The 17,475-nt window shown below is 45.8% G+C and carries 17 protein-coding genes, 1 rRNA gene and 1 riboswitch; all 18 genes read left to right on the forward strand.

The annotated features are described in order from the left end of the window. Window positions 1-137 precede the first annotated feature (137 nt). The 18 genes from rrf (at window position 138) to DP120_RS17525 (ending at window position 17,446) form a co-directional block, all read left to right on the forward strand. Window positions 138-253 (forward strand): 5S ribosomal RNA (gene rrf / locus DP120_RS17440). 313 nt (window positions 254-566) lie between these two features. Next, entirely contained in the window at window positions 567-1,088 is a 522-nt protein-coding gene (locus DP120_RS17445; RefSeq protein WP_205854563.1) for a DUF2179 domain-containing protein, read from the forward strand. Next, window positions 1,085-1,273, forward strand: coding sequence for an NETI motif-containing protein (locus tag DP120_RS17450; protein ID WP_112224913.1), 189 nt, complete (start codon window positions 1,085-1,087; stop codon window positions 1,271-1,273). Before DP120_RS17445 ends, DP120_RS17450 begins: the two co-directional genes overlap by 4 nt. Before the next feature lie 86 nt (window positions 1,274-1,359). Continuing rightward, window positions 1,360-1,459, forward strand: a riboswitch (purine riboswitch). A 134-nt stretch (window positions 1,460-1,593) separates the two neighbouring features. Next, window positions 1,594-2,082: a 5-(carboxyamino)imidazole ribonucleotide mutase gene (purE, locus tag DP120_RS17455; protein WP_112224914.1), complete on the forward strand. Its 489-nt coding sequence runs from the start codon at window positions 1,594-1,596 to the stop codon at window positions 2,080-2,082. Beyond that, window positions 2,079-3,218 carry a 5-(carboxyamino)imidazole ribonucleotide synthase gene (gene purK, locus DP120_RS17460; protein ID WP_112224915.1) on the forward strand — a complete coding sequence of 380 codons (1,140 nt, stop codon included), beginning with the start codon at window positions 2,079-2,081 and terminating at the stop codon, window positions 3,216-3,218. Before purE ends, purK begins: the two co-directional genes overlap by 4 nt. Next, window positions 3,218-4,513 (forward strand): adenylosuccinate lyase, encoded by a 1,296-nt coding sequence (gene purB / locus DP120_RS17465; protein ID WP_112224916.1) that lies wholly within the window; start codon window positions 3,218-3,220, stop codon window positions 4,511-4,513. The genes purK and purB overlap by 1 nt, the downstream gene beginning before the upstream one ends. A gap of 16 nt (window positions 4,514-4,529) precedes the next feature. Beyond that, on the forward strand, window positions 4,530-5,246 hold the full coding sequence (gene purC, locus DP120_RS17470; RefSeq protein WP_112224917.1) for a phosphoribosylaminoimidazolesuccinocarboxamide synthase: 717 nt from the start codon (window positions 4,530-4,532) through the stop codon (window positions 5,244-5,246). After that, complete coding sequence (gene purS / locus DP120_RS17475; RefSeq protein ID WP_112224918.1) at window positions 5,243-5,497, forward strand: phosphoribosylformylglycinamidine synthase subunit PurS; 255 nt, start codon at window positions 5,243-5,245, stop codon at window positions 5,495-5,497. The genes purC and purS overlap by 4 nt, the downstream gene beginning before the upstream one ends. Then, a complete protein-coding gene (gene purQ / locus DP120_RS17480) occupies window positions 5,494-6,177 on the forward strand; it encodes a phosphoribosylformylglycinamidine synthase subunit PurQ (RefSeq protein ID WP_112224919.1) in 684 nt (227 codons plus the stop codon). Before purS ends, purQ begins: the two co-directional genes overlap by 4 nt. After that, the gene (purL, locus tag DP120_RS17485; protein WP_112224920.1) at window positions 6,161-8,389 is read left to right on the forward strand and encodes a phosphoribosylformylglycinamidine synthase subunit PurL; all 2,229 of its coding nucleotides are present in this window, start codon (window positions 6,161-6,163) and stop codon (window positions 8,387-8,389) included. Before purQ ends, purL begins: the two co-directional genes overlap by 17 nt. Further along, a complete protein-coding gene (purF, locus tag DP120_RS17490; RefSeq protein ID WP_112224984.1) occupies window positions 8,365-9,786 on the forward strand; it encodes an amidophosphoribosyltransferase in 1,422 nt (473 codons plus the stop codon). The genes purL and purF overlap by 25 nt, the downstream gene beginning before the upstream one ends. 11 nt (window positions 9,787-9,797) lie before the next feature. Continuing rightward, the gene (purM, locus tag DP120_RS17495; RefSeq protein ID WP_112224921.1) at window positions 9,798-10,859 is read left to right on the forward strand and encodes a phosphoribosylformylglycinamidine cyclo-ligase; all 1,062 of its coding nucleotides are present in this window, start codon (window positions 9,798-9,800) and stop codon (window positions 10,857-10,859) included. Continuing rightward, a complete protein-coding gene (gene purN / locus DP120_RS17500; RefSeq protein ID WP_112224922.1) occupies window positions 10,849-11,421 on the forward strand; it encodes a phosphoribosylglycinamide formyltransferase in 573 nt (190 codons plus the stop codon). The genes purM and purN overlap by 11 nt, the downstream gene beginning before the upstream one ends. A gap of 31 nt (window positions 11,422-11,452) precedes the next feature. Beyond that, entirely contained in the window at window positions 11,453-12,991 is a 1,539-nt protein-coding gene (purH, locus tag DP120_RS17505; protein ID WP_112224923.1) for a bifunctional phosphoribosylaminoimidazolecarboxamide formyltransferase/IMP cyclohydrolase, read from the forward strand. An 18-nt stretch (window positions 12,992-13,009) separates the two neighbouring features. After that, on the forward strand, window positions 13,010-14,263 hold the full coding sequence (gene purD / locus DP120_RS17510; RefSeq protein ID WP_112224924.1) for a phosphoribosylamine--glycine ligase: 1,254 nt from the start codon (window positions 13,010-13,012) through the stop codon (window positions 14,261-14,263). A gap of 204 nt (window positions 14,264-14,467) precedes the next feature. Further along, on the forward strand, window positions 14,468-15,058 hold the full coding sequence (locus DP120_RS17515) for a GNAT family N-acetyltransferase (protein WP_112224925.1): 591 nt from the start codon (window positions 14,468-14,470) through the stop codon (window positions 15,056-15,058). 211 nt (window positions 15,059-15,269) lie between these two features. Then, window positions 15,270-17,000, forward strand: a complete 1,731-nt coding sequence (locus DP120_RS17520; protein ID WP_112224926.1) for an adenine deaminase C-terminal domain-containing protein — start codon at window positions 15,270-15,272, stop codon at window positions 16,998-17,000. Between the two features lie 125 nt (window positions 17,001-17,125). Next, window positions 17,126-17,446 (forward strand): YerC/YecD family TrpR-related protein, encoded by a 321-nt coding sequence (locus DP120_RS17525; RefSeq protein ID WP_101803366.1) that lies wholly within the window; start codon window positions 17,126-17,128, stop codon window positions 17,444-17,446. Window positions 17,447-17,475: the final 29 nt, after the last annotated feature.

Here is a 17,475-nt window from a genome sequence, read left to right on the forward strand (position 1 = left end):
AGCGTGGCGACACGTGCAGCTGACGAATACTAATCGATCGAGGACTTAACCAATTACTTTTATGAATTGCTTTGCATCAAAAATGTTTCCATGTCCGTTTATCCAGTTTTGAGGGCGCAAGCACTCAAAAAAACCAGTCCAGTGACGATGGCAAAGAGGCCACACCCGTTCCCATCCCGAACACGGCAGTTAAGCTCTTTTGCGCCGATGGTAGTTGGGGGTCTCCCCCTGTGAGAGTAGGACGCCGCTGGGCATACAGCAGAAGGTCGTTACCGCGCAAGCGGTAGCGGCCTTTTTTGTTATTAAAAGAAAGTTTGATTTCTACATGGTCAAAAGTTTTCTTCTATATACTACATAGAAGAAAAATCACACATGATGAATTTGAGTAAACACTATCAGCAACTTAAATTGTTCTGCAAAAGAGTAAGTTACTATAAATGCACCAGTAATTGAAAAGGCATGGACGACCTTTCGCTCTTGCTTTATGGTGTGGATTCCACTAATATGAAATTTGATTCTTAAGGGAAAATGAAAGGGTGTACGAATTGGAAATAAATCCATGGTTAATGATAATCATCATTTTCTCCATCAATATTGTTTATGTATCATTTTTTACTGTAAGAATGATTATGACTTTAAAAGGCTATCGCTATTTAGCCGCGATGGTCAGTATGGTAGAAACAGTGATTTATATAGTGGGTCTTGGATTGGTGCTGGATAACTTGGACCAAATTCAAAATCTTGTAGCGTATGCAATCGGGTATGGTTCAGGAGTTATTGTTGGATCTAAAATAGAAGAGAAGATGGCACTCGGATATATTACAGTAAACGTTATTACTAGTGAACAAAACCAGCTTTTACCTAAAGCATTGCGTGAAAAAGGTTATGGTGTCACTGATTGGGCAGCCAATGGACGAGATGGCGACCGTCAGTCCATGCAAATTTTAACGCCAAGAAAAATGGAGTTAAAACTATATACCACTATTAAAGAAATCGATCCTAAAGCATTTATCATTGCTTATGAACCTAAATCGATTCATGGCGGATTCTGGGTTAAGCAGGTTAGGAAAGGAAATCTATTTAAATGAGTAAAAAAACAATATGGTTTGAAGTTGCCGAAAACGAGACAATGGAAGACTGTCTGGAGCGCATGAAAGCTGAAGGGTATATGGCAGCTGGCAGAAAAGAAGAGCCGTTATTTGAAGAAAAAGACGGAGTGCCGGTTCCAGTAAGGCAAATAATAAAATTTAAAGGGTTAAAAATAGAAGAATAAATTTTTATAAGAGTAATATCCGAACTATACTATATTCTGACAACTTAATGTTCGGATTTTAGTGTTGACTAGTAAATGTTGAATTGTTATGATTAATTAGGAAACCCCATATATGCAGAAGAATTGGCTTCTGCGTCTCTACCAAGACACCGGAATGTCTGGACTATGCGGGAAAGCAACTTATGGAAATGACGCGAGGGATGTGCATGTATGCCATCAGTCTATATTTCGTTGATTTTGAAGTCCTTAAGTAAACTGCTTTTCACGTAAAAGTGAGCAGTTTATTTGAGGGCTTTTTACTTTCTAAAAGGAGAGATTCGATGAATCCGAGAATCGGTGTGATCATGGGAAGTTCGAGTGATTGGGAAACAATGAAAAACACTTGTGACGTATTGGATGAGCTGAACATAGCTTATGAAAAGCAGGTAGTTTCTGCCCACCGGACGCCAGATTTGATGTTCAGTTATGCTGTAGAAGCAAGAGAACGCGGACTTAAAGTGATTATTGCAGGTGCAGGTGGGGCAGCCCATCTACCTGGAATGCTAGCAGCTAAAACTACATTGCCGGTTATAGGCGTTCCGATTCAGTCTAAAGCTCTGAATGGTCTGGATTCATTGCTGTCAATTGTTCAGATGCCTGGAGGAGTACCGGTCGCTACAGTGGCGATTGGCAAAGCCGGTGCTGTAAATGCAGGTCTTTTGGCAGCGCAGATACTTGGTGCCTTTGACGAAGACGTGGCAGAGGTGCTGCAGTCACGCAGGGAAAGTATTAAAGCTGAAGTTCTAAAAAGCACGGAGGACCTAATATGATGAAGACGATCTTGCCGGGACAAACCATTGGAATTATCGGCGGCGGCCAATTGGGGCGCATGATGGCGATGGCTGCCAAAGAAGCAGGGTTTAAAATTGCGGTACTGGATCCTTCCATGGATTCACCAACAGGTCAGGTAGCAGATACGCAATTAATTGCTCCATATGATGATTTGGAGGCATTGGAGGAACTGGCGGCAGTGAGTGATGTCATCACTTATGAATTCGAAAACATCGATGTTGAGGGATTATCGCATTTGTGTAAGATCGCATATGTTCCTCAAGGCTCCGAGCTCATCCGCATCACACAGAATCGGGTTTATGAAAAAGAGGAAATTACTAAATCAGGTGTTCAGGTAGCGAATTATATAACCGCTGAAAATTACGCTGAACTCATTGAGAAAAGTTTAACAATCGATTATCCGTTTATAGTCAAGACTGCAAAAGGCGGTTATGACGGTAAAGGTCAAGTGACAATACGGTCTGAGAACGATTTGAAGCTTGCTGAGCCGCTGTTTGCTAATGGTGTCTGTGTTGCCGAGGAATTTGTGAATTTCACCAAAGAAATTTCTGTCATTATCCAGCGAAATGGCAACGGGGAAACAGCTTTATTGCCGATAGGGGAAAATGTCCATAAAAATCATATCTTGCACAAAACGATTGTTCCTGCACGGGTGGATGAGTCGACGATATCAAAAGCGACCGATGCTGCTGAAAAGATTGCAGAACACCTTGGCATGGTTGGAACTTTAGCGGTCGAAATGTTTGTGCTGAAAAATGGCGATGTCATCGTCAATGAACTTGCGCCGCGCCCGCACAATTCTGGCCATTATTCGATTGAAGCAACGAATAGCTCCCAGTTTCATCAGCATATCCGTGCCATTTGCGGCTGGCCGCTGCGTAAGCCGGAATTATGGTCGGAAACGGTGATGGTCAATGTATTGGGGCAGCATGTAGCGCCTCTGGCCTCGAAAATCGCACATTATCCGAGTTGGTCTATCCATCTCTATGGCAAAGAAGAAGCAAAACATAACCGAAAGATGGGCCATGTAACAATCCTTACAAAAGATTTAGCAGGCACAATAAATGAAATAGAAGCGTCCGGCATTTGGTCGGACAAATTGGAGGAAAACTAATGATAGCACGTTATACAAGACCCGAAATGGGCGCAATTTGGACAGAAGAAAATAAATACAATGCTTGGCTGGAAGTGGAAATTTTAGCTTGTGAAGCCTGGGCAGAGATTGGGGATATTCCGAAAGAAGATGTAGCTTTAATCAGAAAAAACGCTTCATTTTCAGTGGACCGAATTCTTGAAATTGAAGAAGAGACCCGCCATGACGTGGTGGCATTTACACGTGCGGTATCTGAAACGCTTGGAGAAGAGCGTAAATGGGTGCATTATGGCCTGACCTCTACTGATGTCGTGGATACGGCATTGTCTTACCTATTAAAACAGGCAAACGAGATTATCCGCAAAGATTTGACAAATTTCATTGAAATACTAGCAAATAAAGCCAAAGAGCATAAAATGACCGTAATGATGGGACGGACGCACGGCGTCCATGCAGAACCGACGACTTTCGGCTTGAAACTCGCTTTATGGCACGAAGAAATGAAACGTAATCTGGAACGTTTTGAAGCGGCAGCAAAATCCATCGAAACGGGCAAGATGTCCGGTGCGGTTGGGACTTATGCCAATATCGATCCATTTGTTGAAGAGTATGTGTGTAAGGAACTTGGTCTTGCAGCATCTCCGATTTCGACACAGACTTTGCAGCGTGACCGCCATGCGCAGTATTTGAGTGTTCTGGCTTTGATCGGCTCATCAATTGAGAAGTTTGCGACAGAGATTCGTGGACTGCAGAAATCGGAAACGCGTGAAGTGGAAGAGTTCTTCGCTAAAGGCCAAAAAGGTTCATCTGCGATGCCGCATAAACGAAACCCGATCGGTTCTGAGAATATGACAGGGCTGGCGCGTTTGATCCGCGGTTATATGCTGACGGCATACGAAAACGTATCACTTTGGCATGAACGCGATATTTCGCATTCATCTGCAGAGAGAGTAATCCTGCCTGATGCGACCATCGCTTTGAATTATATGCTGAACCGATTCGGCAATATCGTGAAGAATTTGACGGTATTCCCGGAAAACATGAAGCGCAATATGGACTCGACACTTGGTCTGATTTATTCGCAGCGGGTATTGCTGACATTGATCGATAAAGGAATGGCTCGTGAAGCGGCGTACGATACGGTGCAGCCTTGTGCGATGGAAGCGTGGGAGAACCAGACGCATTTCCGCAAAATCGTGGAAGCGAACGAAACAATCACTTCCCAGCTGTCAAAAGAAGAATTGGATGATTGCTTCGATTACAACCATCATTTGCAGCAAGTGGACATGATTTTCAACCGGCTTGGATTAAACTAAACGGAGGTTTTCCTACATGGAAAAAGGTCAGCTATTGTACGAAGGCAAAGCAAAACGCTTATACGCAACGGACGAACAGGATATTTTATGGGTGGAATACAAAGATTCAGCGACAGCTTTCAACGGTGAAAAGAAAGCGGAAATTACCGGAAAAGGCATGTTGAACAATAAAATTACATCATTGATTTTCGAAAGATTGCAGAAAGCGGGGATTGCTTCGCATTTTGTCAAACAATTGTCTGACCATGAACAGCTTGTCCGGCAGGTTTCGATTATTCCGGTCGAAGTGGTGACACGGAATATTGTAGCCGGCAGTATGGCCAAACGCCTCGGTTTGGAAGAAGGAACGGTTTTGAAGCGGCCAATCGTTGAATTCTATTACAAGGATGATGCACTCGGCGATCCGATTATTACAGAAGATCATATTGAAATGCTGGAGCTGGCATCGACAGAAGAGATTCGCGAGCTGCGCGTCAAGGCGCTTGAAGTCAATGAAGTATTAATCGGATTTTTCAAGGAAGTCGGCGTGGACATTGTCGACTTCAAGATTGAATTTGGCCGTGACAATGATGGGCAAATCCTATTGGCGGATGAAATTTCTCCGGATACTTGCCGACTCTGGGATGCAAAAACGAAGCAAAAACTCGATAAAGATGTATTTCGAAGGAATCTCGGCAATTTAACAGAAGCGTATGAACTCATTTTAGCTAAACTGGGAGGACAACATTCATGAGAAAAGTTAAAATATATGTCACTTTGCGCGAAAGCGTACTTGATCCACAAGGTTCTGCAGTAATGGGTTCACTTCATAAGATGGGCTACGGGGAAGTTGAAGATGTACGAATCGGCAAATACTTGGAATTGATGATTACCGATGACGCCGGTGATGTTGATGCGCTTGTAAATGAAATGTGCCAGAAGTTATTGACGAACACGGTGATTGAAGATTACCGTTTCGAAATCGAGGAGGCTGTCTCGCAATGAAATTCGCAGTAATCGTATTTCCTGGATCCAATTGTGACTTGGATATGTACCACGCGGTCAAGGATGAACTGGGTGAAGAAGCAGAGTACGTTTGGCATGATTCAACTGATTTAAGCGGCTATGACGGGATTTTATTGCCGGGAGGCTTTTCATATGGCGATTACTTGCGCTGCGGCGCGATTGCCCAGTCTTCACCGGTGATGGATGAAGTGAAGAAAGCGGCGGAAGCAGGCAAACCGGTGCTCGGCATCTGCAACGGATTCCAGATTCTTACTGAAGCAGGACTTCTTCCAGGCGTTCTGCTGCGCAATAAAAATCTGAAATTCATGTGCCGGACTGTCGGCTTGAAAGTTGAAAATGCCAATACTTTATTTACGAATGAATATATGGCTGGCCAGGAAATACGGATTCCAATCGCACATGGCGAAGGGAATTATTACTGCGATGATGCGACCTATGAACAGTTGAAGAACAATAACCAAATCGTGTTCTCTTATGCGGATGACTTTAACGGCAGCCGCAATAATATTGCGGGAATCGTCAACGAACGTGGCAACGTGCTCGGTATGATGCCGCATCCGGAACGTGCCGTTTCCGATTTAATCGGCGGCAGTGACGGACTTTCTTTATTCAAATCAATCGTCAAACAGTGGAGGGAAGCAAATGTCAGTCACGCTTGAGCCAAATACTGAGCAGATCAAAGAGCAGAAAGTCTATCAGCAAATGGGATTATCCGATGCAGAGTTCGCCATGGTGGAAAATATTCTAGGCAGAACGCCGAATTACACGGAAACCGGCTTGTTTTCGGTTATGTGGTCGGAACATTGCTCTTATAAAAATTCAAAACCTGTGCTGGCAAAATTCCCTACAAAAGCTCCCCGGGTTCTTCAGGGGCCAGGGGAAGGCGCAGGAATTGTCGATATCGGTGATGGCCAGGCAGTGGTCTTCAAAATGGAATCGCATAATCACCCTTCAGCGATTGAGCCTTATCAAGGAGCTGCAACCGGCGTTGGCGGCATCATCCGCGACGTGTTCTCAATGGGGGCGAGGCCTATTGCGCTTTTAAATTCCTTGCGCTTTGGCGAACTGACTACCCCTCGAGTTAAGTATTTGTTTGAAGAAGTGGTTGCCGGCATCGCTGGATACGGCAATTGCATCGGCATCCCGACTGTCGGCGGCGAAGTGCAGTTTGATGCTTCATATGACGGCAACCCATTGGTTAACGCTATGTGCGTCGGTTTGATCGACCATCAGGATATTCAAAAAGGCATTGCTTCCGGTGTCGGCAATCCGGTGATGTATGTCGGAGCTAAAACGGGCCGTGACGGAATTCACGGTGCTACTTTCGCTTCGGAAGAATTGACGGAATCCTCAGGCGACAATCGCCCGGCGGTTCAAGTGGGAGATCCATTTATGGAGAAGCTGTTGCTTGAAGCCTGCCTTGAGCTGGTGAAATCCGACGCGTTGATCGGCATTCAGGATATGGGTGCTGCAGGCCTGACTTCTTCGTCAGCTGAAATGGCGTCAAAAGCCGGATCAGGAATTGAAATGGATCTGGATCATATCCCGCAGCGCGAAACCGGCATGACAGCTTACGAGATGATGTTGTCAGAATCGCAGGAGCGCATGCTGATCGTTGTGAAAAAAGGCCGTGAGCCTGAGATCGTTAAGTTATTCGAGAAATATGGACTGGATGCTGTTACGGTTGGTAAAGTAACGGATGATTCCACTTTGCGCCTTGTCCATAAAGGTGAAATCGTGGCTGAAGTGCCAGTCGATGCACTTGCGGAAGATGCACCGGTCTACCATAAGCCTTCGAGTGTGCCAGCTTACTATAAGGAATATCAGCAGATGGAAAACGTTGAACCGAAAGTTGAAAACTACGGTGAGACGCTTAAGTCTTTATTGCAGCAGCCGACCATCGCTTCGAAAGAATGGGTTTACGATCAATACGATCATCAGGTCCGCACGAGTACGGTGGTAAGTCCGGGATCGGACGCAGCTGTTATCCGTGTTCGGGGTACCAATAAAGGCCTGGCGATGACGACGGATTGCAATTCCCGCTATATTTATCTCGACCCTGAAATGGGCGGGAAAATTGCGGTGGCAGAAGCGGCGCGCAATGTCGTGGTATCTGGAGCGAAGCCGCTCGCAATAACGGATTGCCTGAATTTCGGGAATCCGGAAAAACCGGAGATTTTCTGGCAGCTTGAGAAAGCGGCTGATGGCATGTCTGAAGCCTGTACAATTCTTGATGCACCGGTTATCGGCGGAAATGTCTCTCTATACAATGAAACAAACGGAACAGCGATTTATCCGACACCGACAATCGGTATGGTTGGCCTGGTTGAAGATTTATCGCATGTAACAACACAGGACGCCAAAAATGCCGGCGATTTGGTTTATATGATCGGTGACAGTTTGACGGAATTTGGCGGCAGTGAGCTTCAGAAAATGGTGGAAGGACGCATTTTCGGCAAAGCTCCGTCCATCGATTTAAGTGTTGAAGCACAGCGTCAGCAGCAGATTCTTGAAGCCATTCAGAAAGGGCTGGTGGCATCTGCTCATGATGTGGCAGAAGGCGGCGTTGCGGTAGCTATTGCAGAGAAGGCTTTCGGCAACGGCCTGGGAATGGATATCGAACTTTCCGGTTCGGCAACGACAGCTCTTTTCAGCGAGTCACAATCACGGTTCATCGTTACAGTTTCTCCTGGCCACTCATCACAATTCGAACAGGTCGTTCAAGGTGCCAAGCAAATTGGAACAGTCACAGACTCCGGGGAATTAACGATCAAAAGTGAAGACGGTGTCGTCTGGATACATGATTCGGTCGATACGCTTCGCACAGCTTGGAAAGGGGCAATACCATGCTTGCTGAAATCAGAAGCTTAAACGAAGAATGTGGTGTCTTTGGAATATGGGGACATGAAAATGCTGCTCAAATTACCTATTACGGGCTCCATGCCTTGCAGCATCGAGGGCAGGAAGGCGCAGGCATCGTAACAACTGATGGTCAAAACCTGAAACCGGTCAAAGGGGAAGGTCTGGTCAATGAAGTATTTACCCCTGAGAAACTTGCGAAAATGGGAGGCACCGGAGCAATTGGCCACGTTCGCTACGCTACAGCTGGAGGCAGTGGCATCGAAAATGTCCAGCCGCTGCTGTTCAATTCGACTACCGGCGGCCTTGCCATTTCCCATAACGGTAATTTGGTGAACGCCAATCATCTGAGAGAACATCTGGAACGCCAGGGAAGTATCTTCCAAACCACCTCGGATACTGAAGTTTTAGCTCATCTGATTAAACGCAGCGGCTATGAAAGCTTTGAAGAAAAGATAAAAAATGCGCTATCATTATTAAAAGGCGCCTTTGCCTGTGCAATCCTGACGGAAGAGGCGATGTATATTGCACTCGATCCCCACGGCCTTCGCCCGTTTTCAATCGGCAAACTTGGAGACGCTTGGCTTGTCGCTTCGGAAACTTGCGCATTTGATATCGTCGGCGCGGAATTTGTGCGTTCAGTTGAACCCGGCGAATTTATCGTTATAGACAAAGAAGGAATGCGGGCTGAACGCTTTGCTTATCCGAATGATCGCTCAATCTGCACGATGGAATATGTTTATTTCTCTCGTCCGGATTCAGACATCGACGGCATCAATGTACATTCAGCGCGTAAGCGCCTGGGCAAACAATTGGCGAGAGAAGTTCAGATTGAGGGTGATGTCGTTACAGGCGTTCCTGATTCAAGCATTTCAGCCGCCATCGGTTATTCAGAAGAAAGCGGAATTCCGTATGAGCTGGGCTTGATTAAAAACCGCTATGTTGGCCGCACCTTCATCCAGCCTTCCCAGGATTTGCGGGAACAGGGAGTGAAGATGAAATTATCTCCGGTTCGCCAGGTTGTTGATGGCAAGCGGGTCATTATGGTCGATGATTCCATCGTCAGAGGGACAACTTCTCGCCGGATTGTCACTTTGCTGAAAGAAGCGGGAGCAACGGAAGTTCATGTGGTCATCAGTTCTCCGCCGATCAAAAATCCATGTTTCTACGGAATTGATACGAGTACGTCAGGTGAATTGATCGCTGCCAATAATACGGTGGAAGAAATGCGCGAACAGATTGGTGCGGACTCGCTGACATTTCTGTCAGTTGAAGGCATGGTCCAAAATATAGGACGCACCGATCCTGGATCCAAATGCGGCCATTGCCTGGCTTGTTTTACTGGGGAGTACCCGACGGATATTTATCCGGATACCGTTTTGCCTCATCAAAAAGAAGTCAGCCAATAGGAGGAACCAATTTGTCTAAAGCATATGAACAAGCGGGTGTGAATATTGAAGCCGGCTACGAAGCTGTCAACAGGATGAAGTCCCATGTCGACCGCACTGCAAGAAAAGGATTGATGGGTGCTTTCGGCGGCTTTGGCGGGATGTTTGATTTGTCCGAATTGAATTTGAAGGAGCCGGTCCTGGTATCGGGGACTGATGGTGTCGGCACGAAATTGAAATTGGCTTTTCTTGCGGATAGACACGATACAATCGGCATCGATTGCGTTGCGATGTGTGTCAACGATATCGTCGCTCAAGGAGCGGAACCGCTTTTCTTCCTGGATTATATTGCGGTCGGAAAAGCTGTGCCTGAAAAGATTGAGAGCATCGTAAAAGGTGTAGCGGACGGTTGCGTTGAAGCCGGTGCAGCTCTTATTGGAGGAGAAACGGCGGAAATGCCGGGGCTTTACGAAGAAGACGAGTACGATATTGCCGGTTTTGCTGTGGGCGCGGCTGAGAAATCGAAAATTGTCACCGGAGAAAAAATAACTGCAGGAGACGTATTGATCGGCCTTGCTTCCAGTGGCATCCATTCAAACGGTTATTCGCTGGTGCGCAATATTGTGTTTGAACAGAACCATTTTCAGCTTGACCAAATAATTGATGGCTACGAAGACCTCGGGCCGCTTGGCAATGAACTCCTGACCCCGACGAAAATTTATGCGGAAACAGTGGCGGCAATTGCTGACAAAACAGAAATTCATGGCATGGCTCATATTACAGGCGGCGGATTTATCGAAAACCTGCCGCGAATGATGCCGGATGGATTAGGTGCTGAAATTGAGCTTGGCAGCTGGCCGGTATTGCGCATTTTTGAAATGCTGAAGGAAAAAGGTTCGTTGTCAGACCGGGACTTGTTTTCTGTTTTCAATGCCGGCATCGGTTTTGTGCTTGCCGTTTCCGCTGAAGATGCTGAACAGGTATTGGCATCAGCCGAAAAGAACGGCGAACGGGCATATATTATTGGCCATGTGTCTGCAGCAGCTGGTGTACGATTCAAAGGTGAACAGGATGGAACACTCAATGAAGAATAAGATTAAAATCGCCGTTTTCGCTTCTGGAAACGGCTCTAATTTTCAGGCGATCGCTGATGCGGTAAAAGCAGGCAGTTTGAATACGGAGATCGCTCTTGTTGTGACAGACCGTCCGAATGCCTATGTCGTCGAACGTGCAAAACAAGCCAACATCCCATCTTTTGCTTTTATGCCATCCGACTATGATTCCAAACAATTATATGAAGAGATGCTGAAAGAAAAGCTTGCAAGTCTGCAAGTGGAATGGATTGTGCTGGCAGGCTTTATGCGATTGATCGGGCCGGTGCTTTTAGGGGCTTATGAAAACCGCATCGTCAATATTCATCCATCAGTATTGCCCGCTTTCCCAGGAAAAGATGCCATTGGACAAACGATGGCGGCCGGAGCTGAAGCGGCAGGAGTTACAGTACATTATGTGGATGCGGGAATGGATACCGGCAGCATTATTGCCCAGGAATCCTTCAAAGTGAACGGCCGCAGCCGCGAAGCTGTTGAAAAAGAAATCCATGCAATCGAACATAGACTTTATCCTGCAACTTTGCAGCGATTATTCACGCAATAAAACATCTGCATTATTCTTAGGAGGATTCGATTTGAAAAAGAGAGCTTTGTTAAGTGTATCGGATAAATCAGGCATATTGGAATTTGCGCAAGAACTGGAAAAAATGGACTATCAAATCCTGTCGACAGGCGGAACCAAACGCTTTTTGGAAGACAATGGTGTTGCGATTACAGCAGTTGATGAAATAACGAACTTCCCCGAAATCCTTGATGGACGCGTAAAAACTCTTCATCCGCTGGTCCACGGCGGCCTTTTGGCAAAACACGATGATTCTCAGCATCAGAGTGAAATGGCTGAGAATGGCATTTCCCCTATAGAAATCGTCTGTGTTAATTTGTATCCCTTCCGTGAAACGATTACAAAGCCGGGGGTGACAGTCGACGACGCTATTGAAAACATCGATATCGGCGGACCGACGATGCTTCGTTCTGCAGCAAAAAATCACGCTTATGTTACGGTGATTGTGGATTCTGCCGATTATGCAGTTGTCCTGAGTGAGCTGCGCGGAGACAAAGCTGTAACCAGTCCTGAAACAAGAAGACGTCTGGCAGCGAAAGTTTTCCGCCATACAGCGGCTTATGATTCTTATATTTCAAATTATCTAACCGACCTGACGGGAGAAGAATATCCGGAAACGTTGACACTTACATACGAATTGCAGCAATCGCTTCGCTACGGCGAAAATCCCCATCAGAAAGCGGCATTTTATCGCAGTCCCCTTGGCTCCGATTTCTCCATTGCAGCTGCCGGGCAACTGCATGGCAAAGAAATGTCGTATAATAATATTCAGGATGCGAATGCTGCCCTTCAGATCATCAAGGAATTCAAAATACCGGCAGCGGTTGCGGTGAAACATATGAACCCTTGTGGAGTAGGCACTGGTAGTACGATTGCCGATGCATTCAATAAAGCCTACGCGGCGGATTCCACTTCCATTTTTGGTGGGATTGTTGCGCTAAACCGTGAAGTGGATGCTGAAACTGCGGAAAAATTGTCAGGGATATTCCTGGAAATTGTTATAGCACCAAAGTTTTCGGCTGAAGCGTTGGAAATATTGACTCAAAAGAAAAATATTCGCTTGCTGACTATTCCTTTTGATGGAACAAAACAGGACAAGTGGAATACGGTCACTGTAGAAGGCGGTTTGCTCGTTCAACAGCCCGATACTTTCGGTTTCGAAGATGCAGATATCCATGTTGCCACAGACCGTCAGCCGAATGAACAGGAACTGGAAGCGCTGAAACTCGGATGGAACGTTGTCAAACATGTGAAATCCAATGCTATCGTAGTATGTGATTCGGATATGACTCTTGGTGTCGGAGCTGGACAGATGAACCGTGTCGGCGCCGCCAAAATTGCGTTGGAGCAAGCAGGCGCGCGTGCAGAAGGGGCAGTCCTGGCTTCGGATGCATTTTTCCCGATGTCCGATACGGTTGAAGCTGCGGCTAAAGCCGGAATAAAAGCCATCATCCAGCCGGGTGGTTCAAAGAAAGATCAGGAATCCATTGATAAAGCCAACGAATATGGCATTGCCATGGTCTTTACGGGAATTCGTCACTTTAAACATTAATTCGAGAGGGGCAGAGGCATGAAAGTTATGGTTATTGGGAGGGGCGGACGTGAGCATGCAATCGTCCGCCAGTTTGCAAGATCTGCTTCTATAGAAAGAGTATATGCTGCGCCAGGAAACGATGGAATGCGCCTTGAATCAGAACTTGTGCCGATTGATGAAATGGATTTTGCCGCGCTGGCTGAATTTGCAAAAGAGCACCAAATAGATTGCACTTTTGTGGGGCCTGAACAGCCGTTGACAGCAGGCATTGTCGATTTTTTCGAGGGCCAGGGCCTGCGGGTTTTCGGTCCTTCCAAAGCTGCTGCACAAATTGAAGGCAGCAAGACTTTCGCGAAAGAATTGATGGCAAAATATGATATTCCAACGGCTGCATACAAAACATTTTCGGAAATTGCACCTGCAATTGAATTTATTCGGCAGATGGGGGCACCGATCGTCATCAAAGCGGACGGCCTCGCTGCCGGCAAAGGAGTAGTGGTAGCAAAAACCGAAGAAGATGCAATTGCCGCAGTGCACGATATGCTGGAAGATCAGAAATTCGGTGAATCCGGTTCGACAGTTGTCATCGAAGAGTTTCTGGATGGGGAAGAATTCTCGTTCATGTCATTTGTCTATAACGGCGCAATTTACCCAATGGAGATTTCCCAGGACCATAAACGCGCTTTTGACGGAGACAGAGGGCCGAATACGGGAGGTATGGGTGCATATTCGCCGGTGCCCCAAATTTCCGCTGAAACGGTTGAAGCCACATTCAACACCATCGTCAAACCGGCGGTTGAAGCAATGGCTGCCGAAGGGGCTCCATTTAATGGCATTCTGTATGCAGGGGTTATTTTGACTGCGCAAGGGCCGAAAGTCATTGAATTCAATGCACGGTTCGGCGATCCTGAAACCCAGGTCGTGCTGCCGCGAATGAAATCGGATTTCGGTGATTTCATGAATGCTTTACTGGAAGGCGAAAAATACGAGCTGGAGTGGCAGGAGCAAGCTGTGCTTGGTGTAGTGATAGCGGCAGAAGGCTATCCTGACAAACCGGTTAAAGGGAAGGTCCTTCCGAACTTGGCTAGCCTGTCAGGAGTTGATATTTTCCATTCAGGGACCAAGGCAACCAGTGAAGGGTTTGCAGCAAATGGCGGCAGAGTGCTGTTCATTTCTTCAGAAGGAGATTCCGTTAAGGAAGCGCAGGAAAAAGTATATGCACAGGTCAATGCATTGTCCTGGTCCGGTTTCATGTATAGAACGGATATCGGATGGCGTGCATTAGGCTAAATTACATGGTATAATAATTAATGACACAAATTCGACAAGAACTGTGTCATTTTTTCTTTCGTTTTTCTTATCTGGAATTGAAAGAAAAAGTTGAGGATTTTCAACAGCCCACGTTTACCTCTATTTAAACTCCAGAATCAAGGCCCATCGTTACCCCGACAACAAAATCAGCAGGGCATCCAAAACTCGAAAGGAGCAATAATTATGAATTGGTATGAAAAATTGAATCAATATTTCCCAATTGTAGAAATGAAGTCAAAAGAGCATATGGACACGTTATTAAAGGAAAAAGGCAGTGTTTATTATAAAGATGAAGGTCCATATCACGTTTTGATGTATGCAGAATTCCCGAATTTCACTTTCGTGGATTATCTGTTTGTGGCTAAAGAATCCCGCGGTATGGGAATCGGCAGCAAAACGCTTCAAATGCTTAAAGACAAGAAAAAACCTATCATCCTTGAAGTTGAACCGGTGAATTACGAAGATACAGACACGGAAAAACGTCTTCGTTTCTATTCACGTGAAGGCTTTGAGCATGCTTCTTCCATCGGCTATAACCGACGCTCGATTGCGACAGGTGAAGAGAACTCGATGGAAATCCTTTACTGGGCACCGAGCAACGAGAGCGAAGAAGAAATCTTTGAAGGCATGAAGAAAATGTATGAAGACATCCACACTTACAAAGATGAACATTTCTACGGCGAATCTTACGAGCCGGTTGAAGAGGTTCTGACATTTAAAGAGAACGACAAGAAAGATGTTCTTAAACAATTCAGCAATCCAATCAACAATTAATTGAACTGATAGTGCCCCAGAGTCAGGGAAGAACGAAAGCGCCGCTTTCGTCTTTCCTGACTTTTTTATGGCCATGTCTTTAAAAATAGCCTATTCAAACTTTTTCGACTACTATCAGAATGTTCCATTTATTCAATGGTTCAGCTGTATTTAAATGCATTACTATGCTAGTATATAAAGTATTATATAGACAGCGGAAAGGAGCGGGCATATGGATAATCCACTTTGGAAAAACATCGAATTGCGCAATCAACTGAAAATCATCGGGAAAGAACAGGCACCGAATCTAGTTCTGACAAATGCATATTATTTGCACGGTATCTATAAAAAATGGATGACCGGTAATATCTGGATTCATGACGACCGGATTGTATATGCAGGACAGGAAATGCCGTTGATCGGCGACACGACTGAAGTCGTTGACATGGCAGGCAAATTCATCGTTCCGGGCTATATCGAACCCCATGTCCACCCCTTCCAGCTTTATAACCCTCAATCGTTCGCGGATTATTCAGCCCAATTGGGAACAACCACTTTCATATCCGATAACCTTACGTTATTTTTATCGATGGAAAATGAGAAAGCGTTTTCAATTTTGGATCAGCTGAACAAACTTCCTTTCACTTTCTATTGGTGGACTCGTTTTGATTCGCAGACAGAACTGGCGGCTGAGGATTTGCTCTTTACTTCCAAATCGGTCGGTGAGTGGCTGGATCGTCCGGAAGTATTGCTTGGCGGTGAGCTGACTGGGTGGCCGAAACTGATGGCTGGCGATGATCAGATGCTGTATTGGATTCAAAAGGCGAAAATGACGCGAAAGAAGATAGAAGGGCATTTTCCGGGAGCTTCCGAAAAAACGCTTGCCCGGATGAAATTGCTTGGTGCTGATGGAGATCATGAGGCGATGACGATTGATGAAGTGGAGATGCGCCTGCTGCATGGCTACGGCGTGACACTCCGGCACTCGTCGATCCGTCCGGATTTACCGAGTCTATTGAAAGGCGTCGTGGACCGTGAATTGAATGTCTACGAGAAATTGATGATGACGACTGACGGATCAACGCCTACATTCCATAAAGACGGAGTTATCGACCTTTGCATACGGATTGCTCTCGAAGCAGGCGTCCCGGCGATTGAAGCTTACATGATGTCATCTTATAATGTAGCAAGGTATTATAATATGACAGCGATGCATGGGCTGATAGCAACAGGCCGCTACGCAAACCTCAACATACTGGATTCGATTGACAATCCGGTGCCGTCAAGTGTCATTTCAAAAGGGAAATGGCTGAAGAGAAATGGTGAAAAAGTGAAGGCACTGCCTAAAATAAATTGGGATGTGCTGCCGGATCTGAAGATGGATTTTGATCTTACTGAGGATGATTTCCAATTTTCCATGCCGTTCGGGCTTGATATGGTCAATGATGTTATCGTTAAACCTTATTCGGTCAATATTGATACGCATGACGGAACTCTATCCAAAGACCATGATGAAAGTTTCCTGATGCTGATTGATAAGCACGGAAAATGGCGCGTCAATACATTAATCAAAGGATTCACTAATGCCGTAGAAGGATTCGCCTCATCCTACTCGAATACTGGCGACATCATTCTGATCGGCAAAAACCGCAAACAGATGTGGCTGGCTTTTGATAAATTGAAAGAAATGAATGGCGGCATCGTATTGATGGAAAGCGATGAAATGGTTTGCAATATCCCGCTTCCTCTTGGAGGGGGCATGTCCGATCTTCCGATGGAACAGATTATGGAGCAGGAAACCGTCCTGAAACAGGCATTGAAAGAGCGGGGTTATAAGCACGGCGATGCTATTTACACTTTGCTGTTTTTACAGGCGACCCATCTTCCTTATGTCCGGGTAACGCAAAAAGGAATTTACGATGTCATGAATAAGAAAATCCTGTTTCCGGCGTTCATGAGATAATTATCGCGGAATCGGAGGAGTCTAAAGCTAAGTGGTTTATTTGATAGTATAGGAAATGCTAAGCTGATAGCAGCGAGATTTCCTTTTTCCCGCAATGGATAGCAAGGAAAGGACGGTATAGCTGAATGCAAGTTGATAAAATCCGAGGCCCACAAACTGATCAATTGATCGATGCAATATTGGCGTTGAAAGATCGGGAAGAAGCTTATCGCTTTTTCGATGATCTTGCCACGATCAGTGAAATCCAATCATTATCCCAACGCTTCGAAGTTGCGCGAATGCTGCGGCTGAAGAAGACGTATGAAAAGATTAAAAATGAAACCGGTGCAAGCACAGCGACAATTTCGCGGGTGCGCCGCTGCCTGAACTACGGTAATGACGGCTACGACGAAATGCTCGGGCGGCTTTATCCGGATGAAAAACCATTCCAGTTGCCGAAAGAATAAAAGTTTGGCGGCGCGGATAAATAGAGTGG

The sequence above is a fragment of the Planococcus halotolerans genome, assembly GCF_003289955.1.
Lineage (GTDB): Bacteria > Bacillota > Bacilli > Bacillales_A > Planococcaceae > Planococcus > Planococcus halotolerans.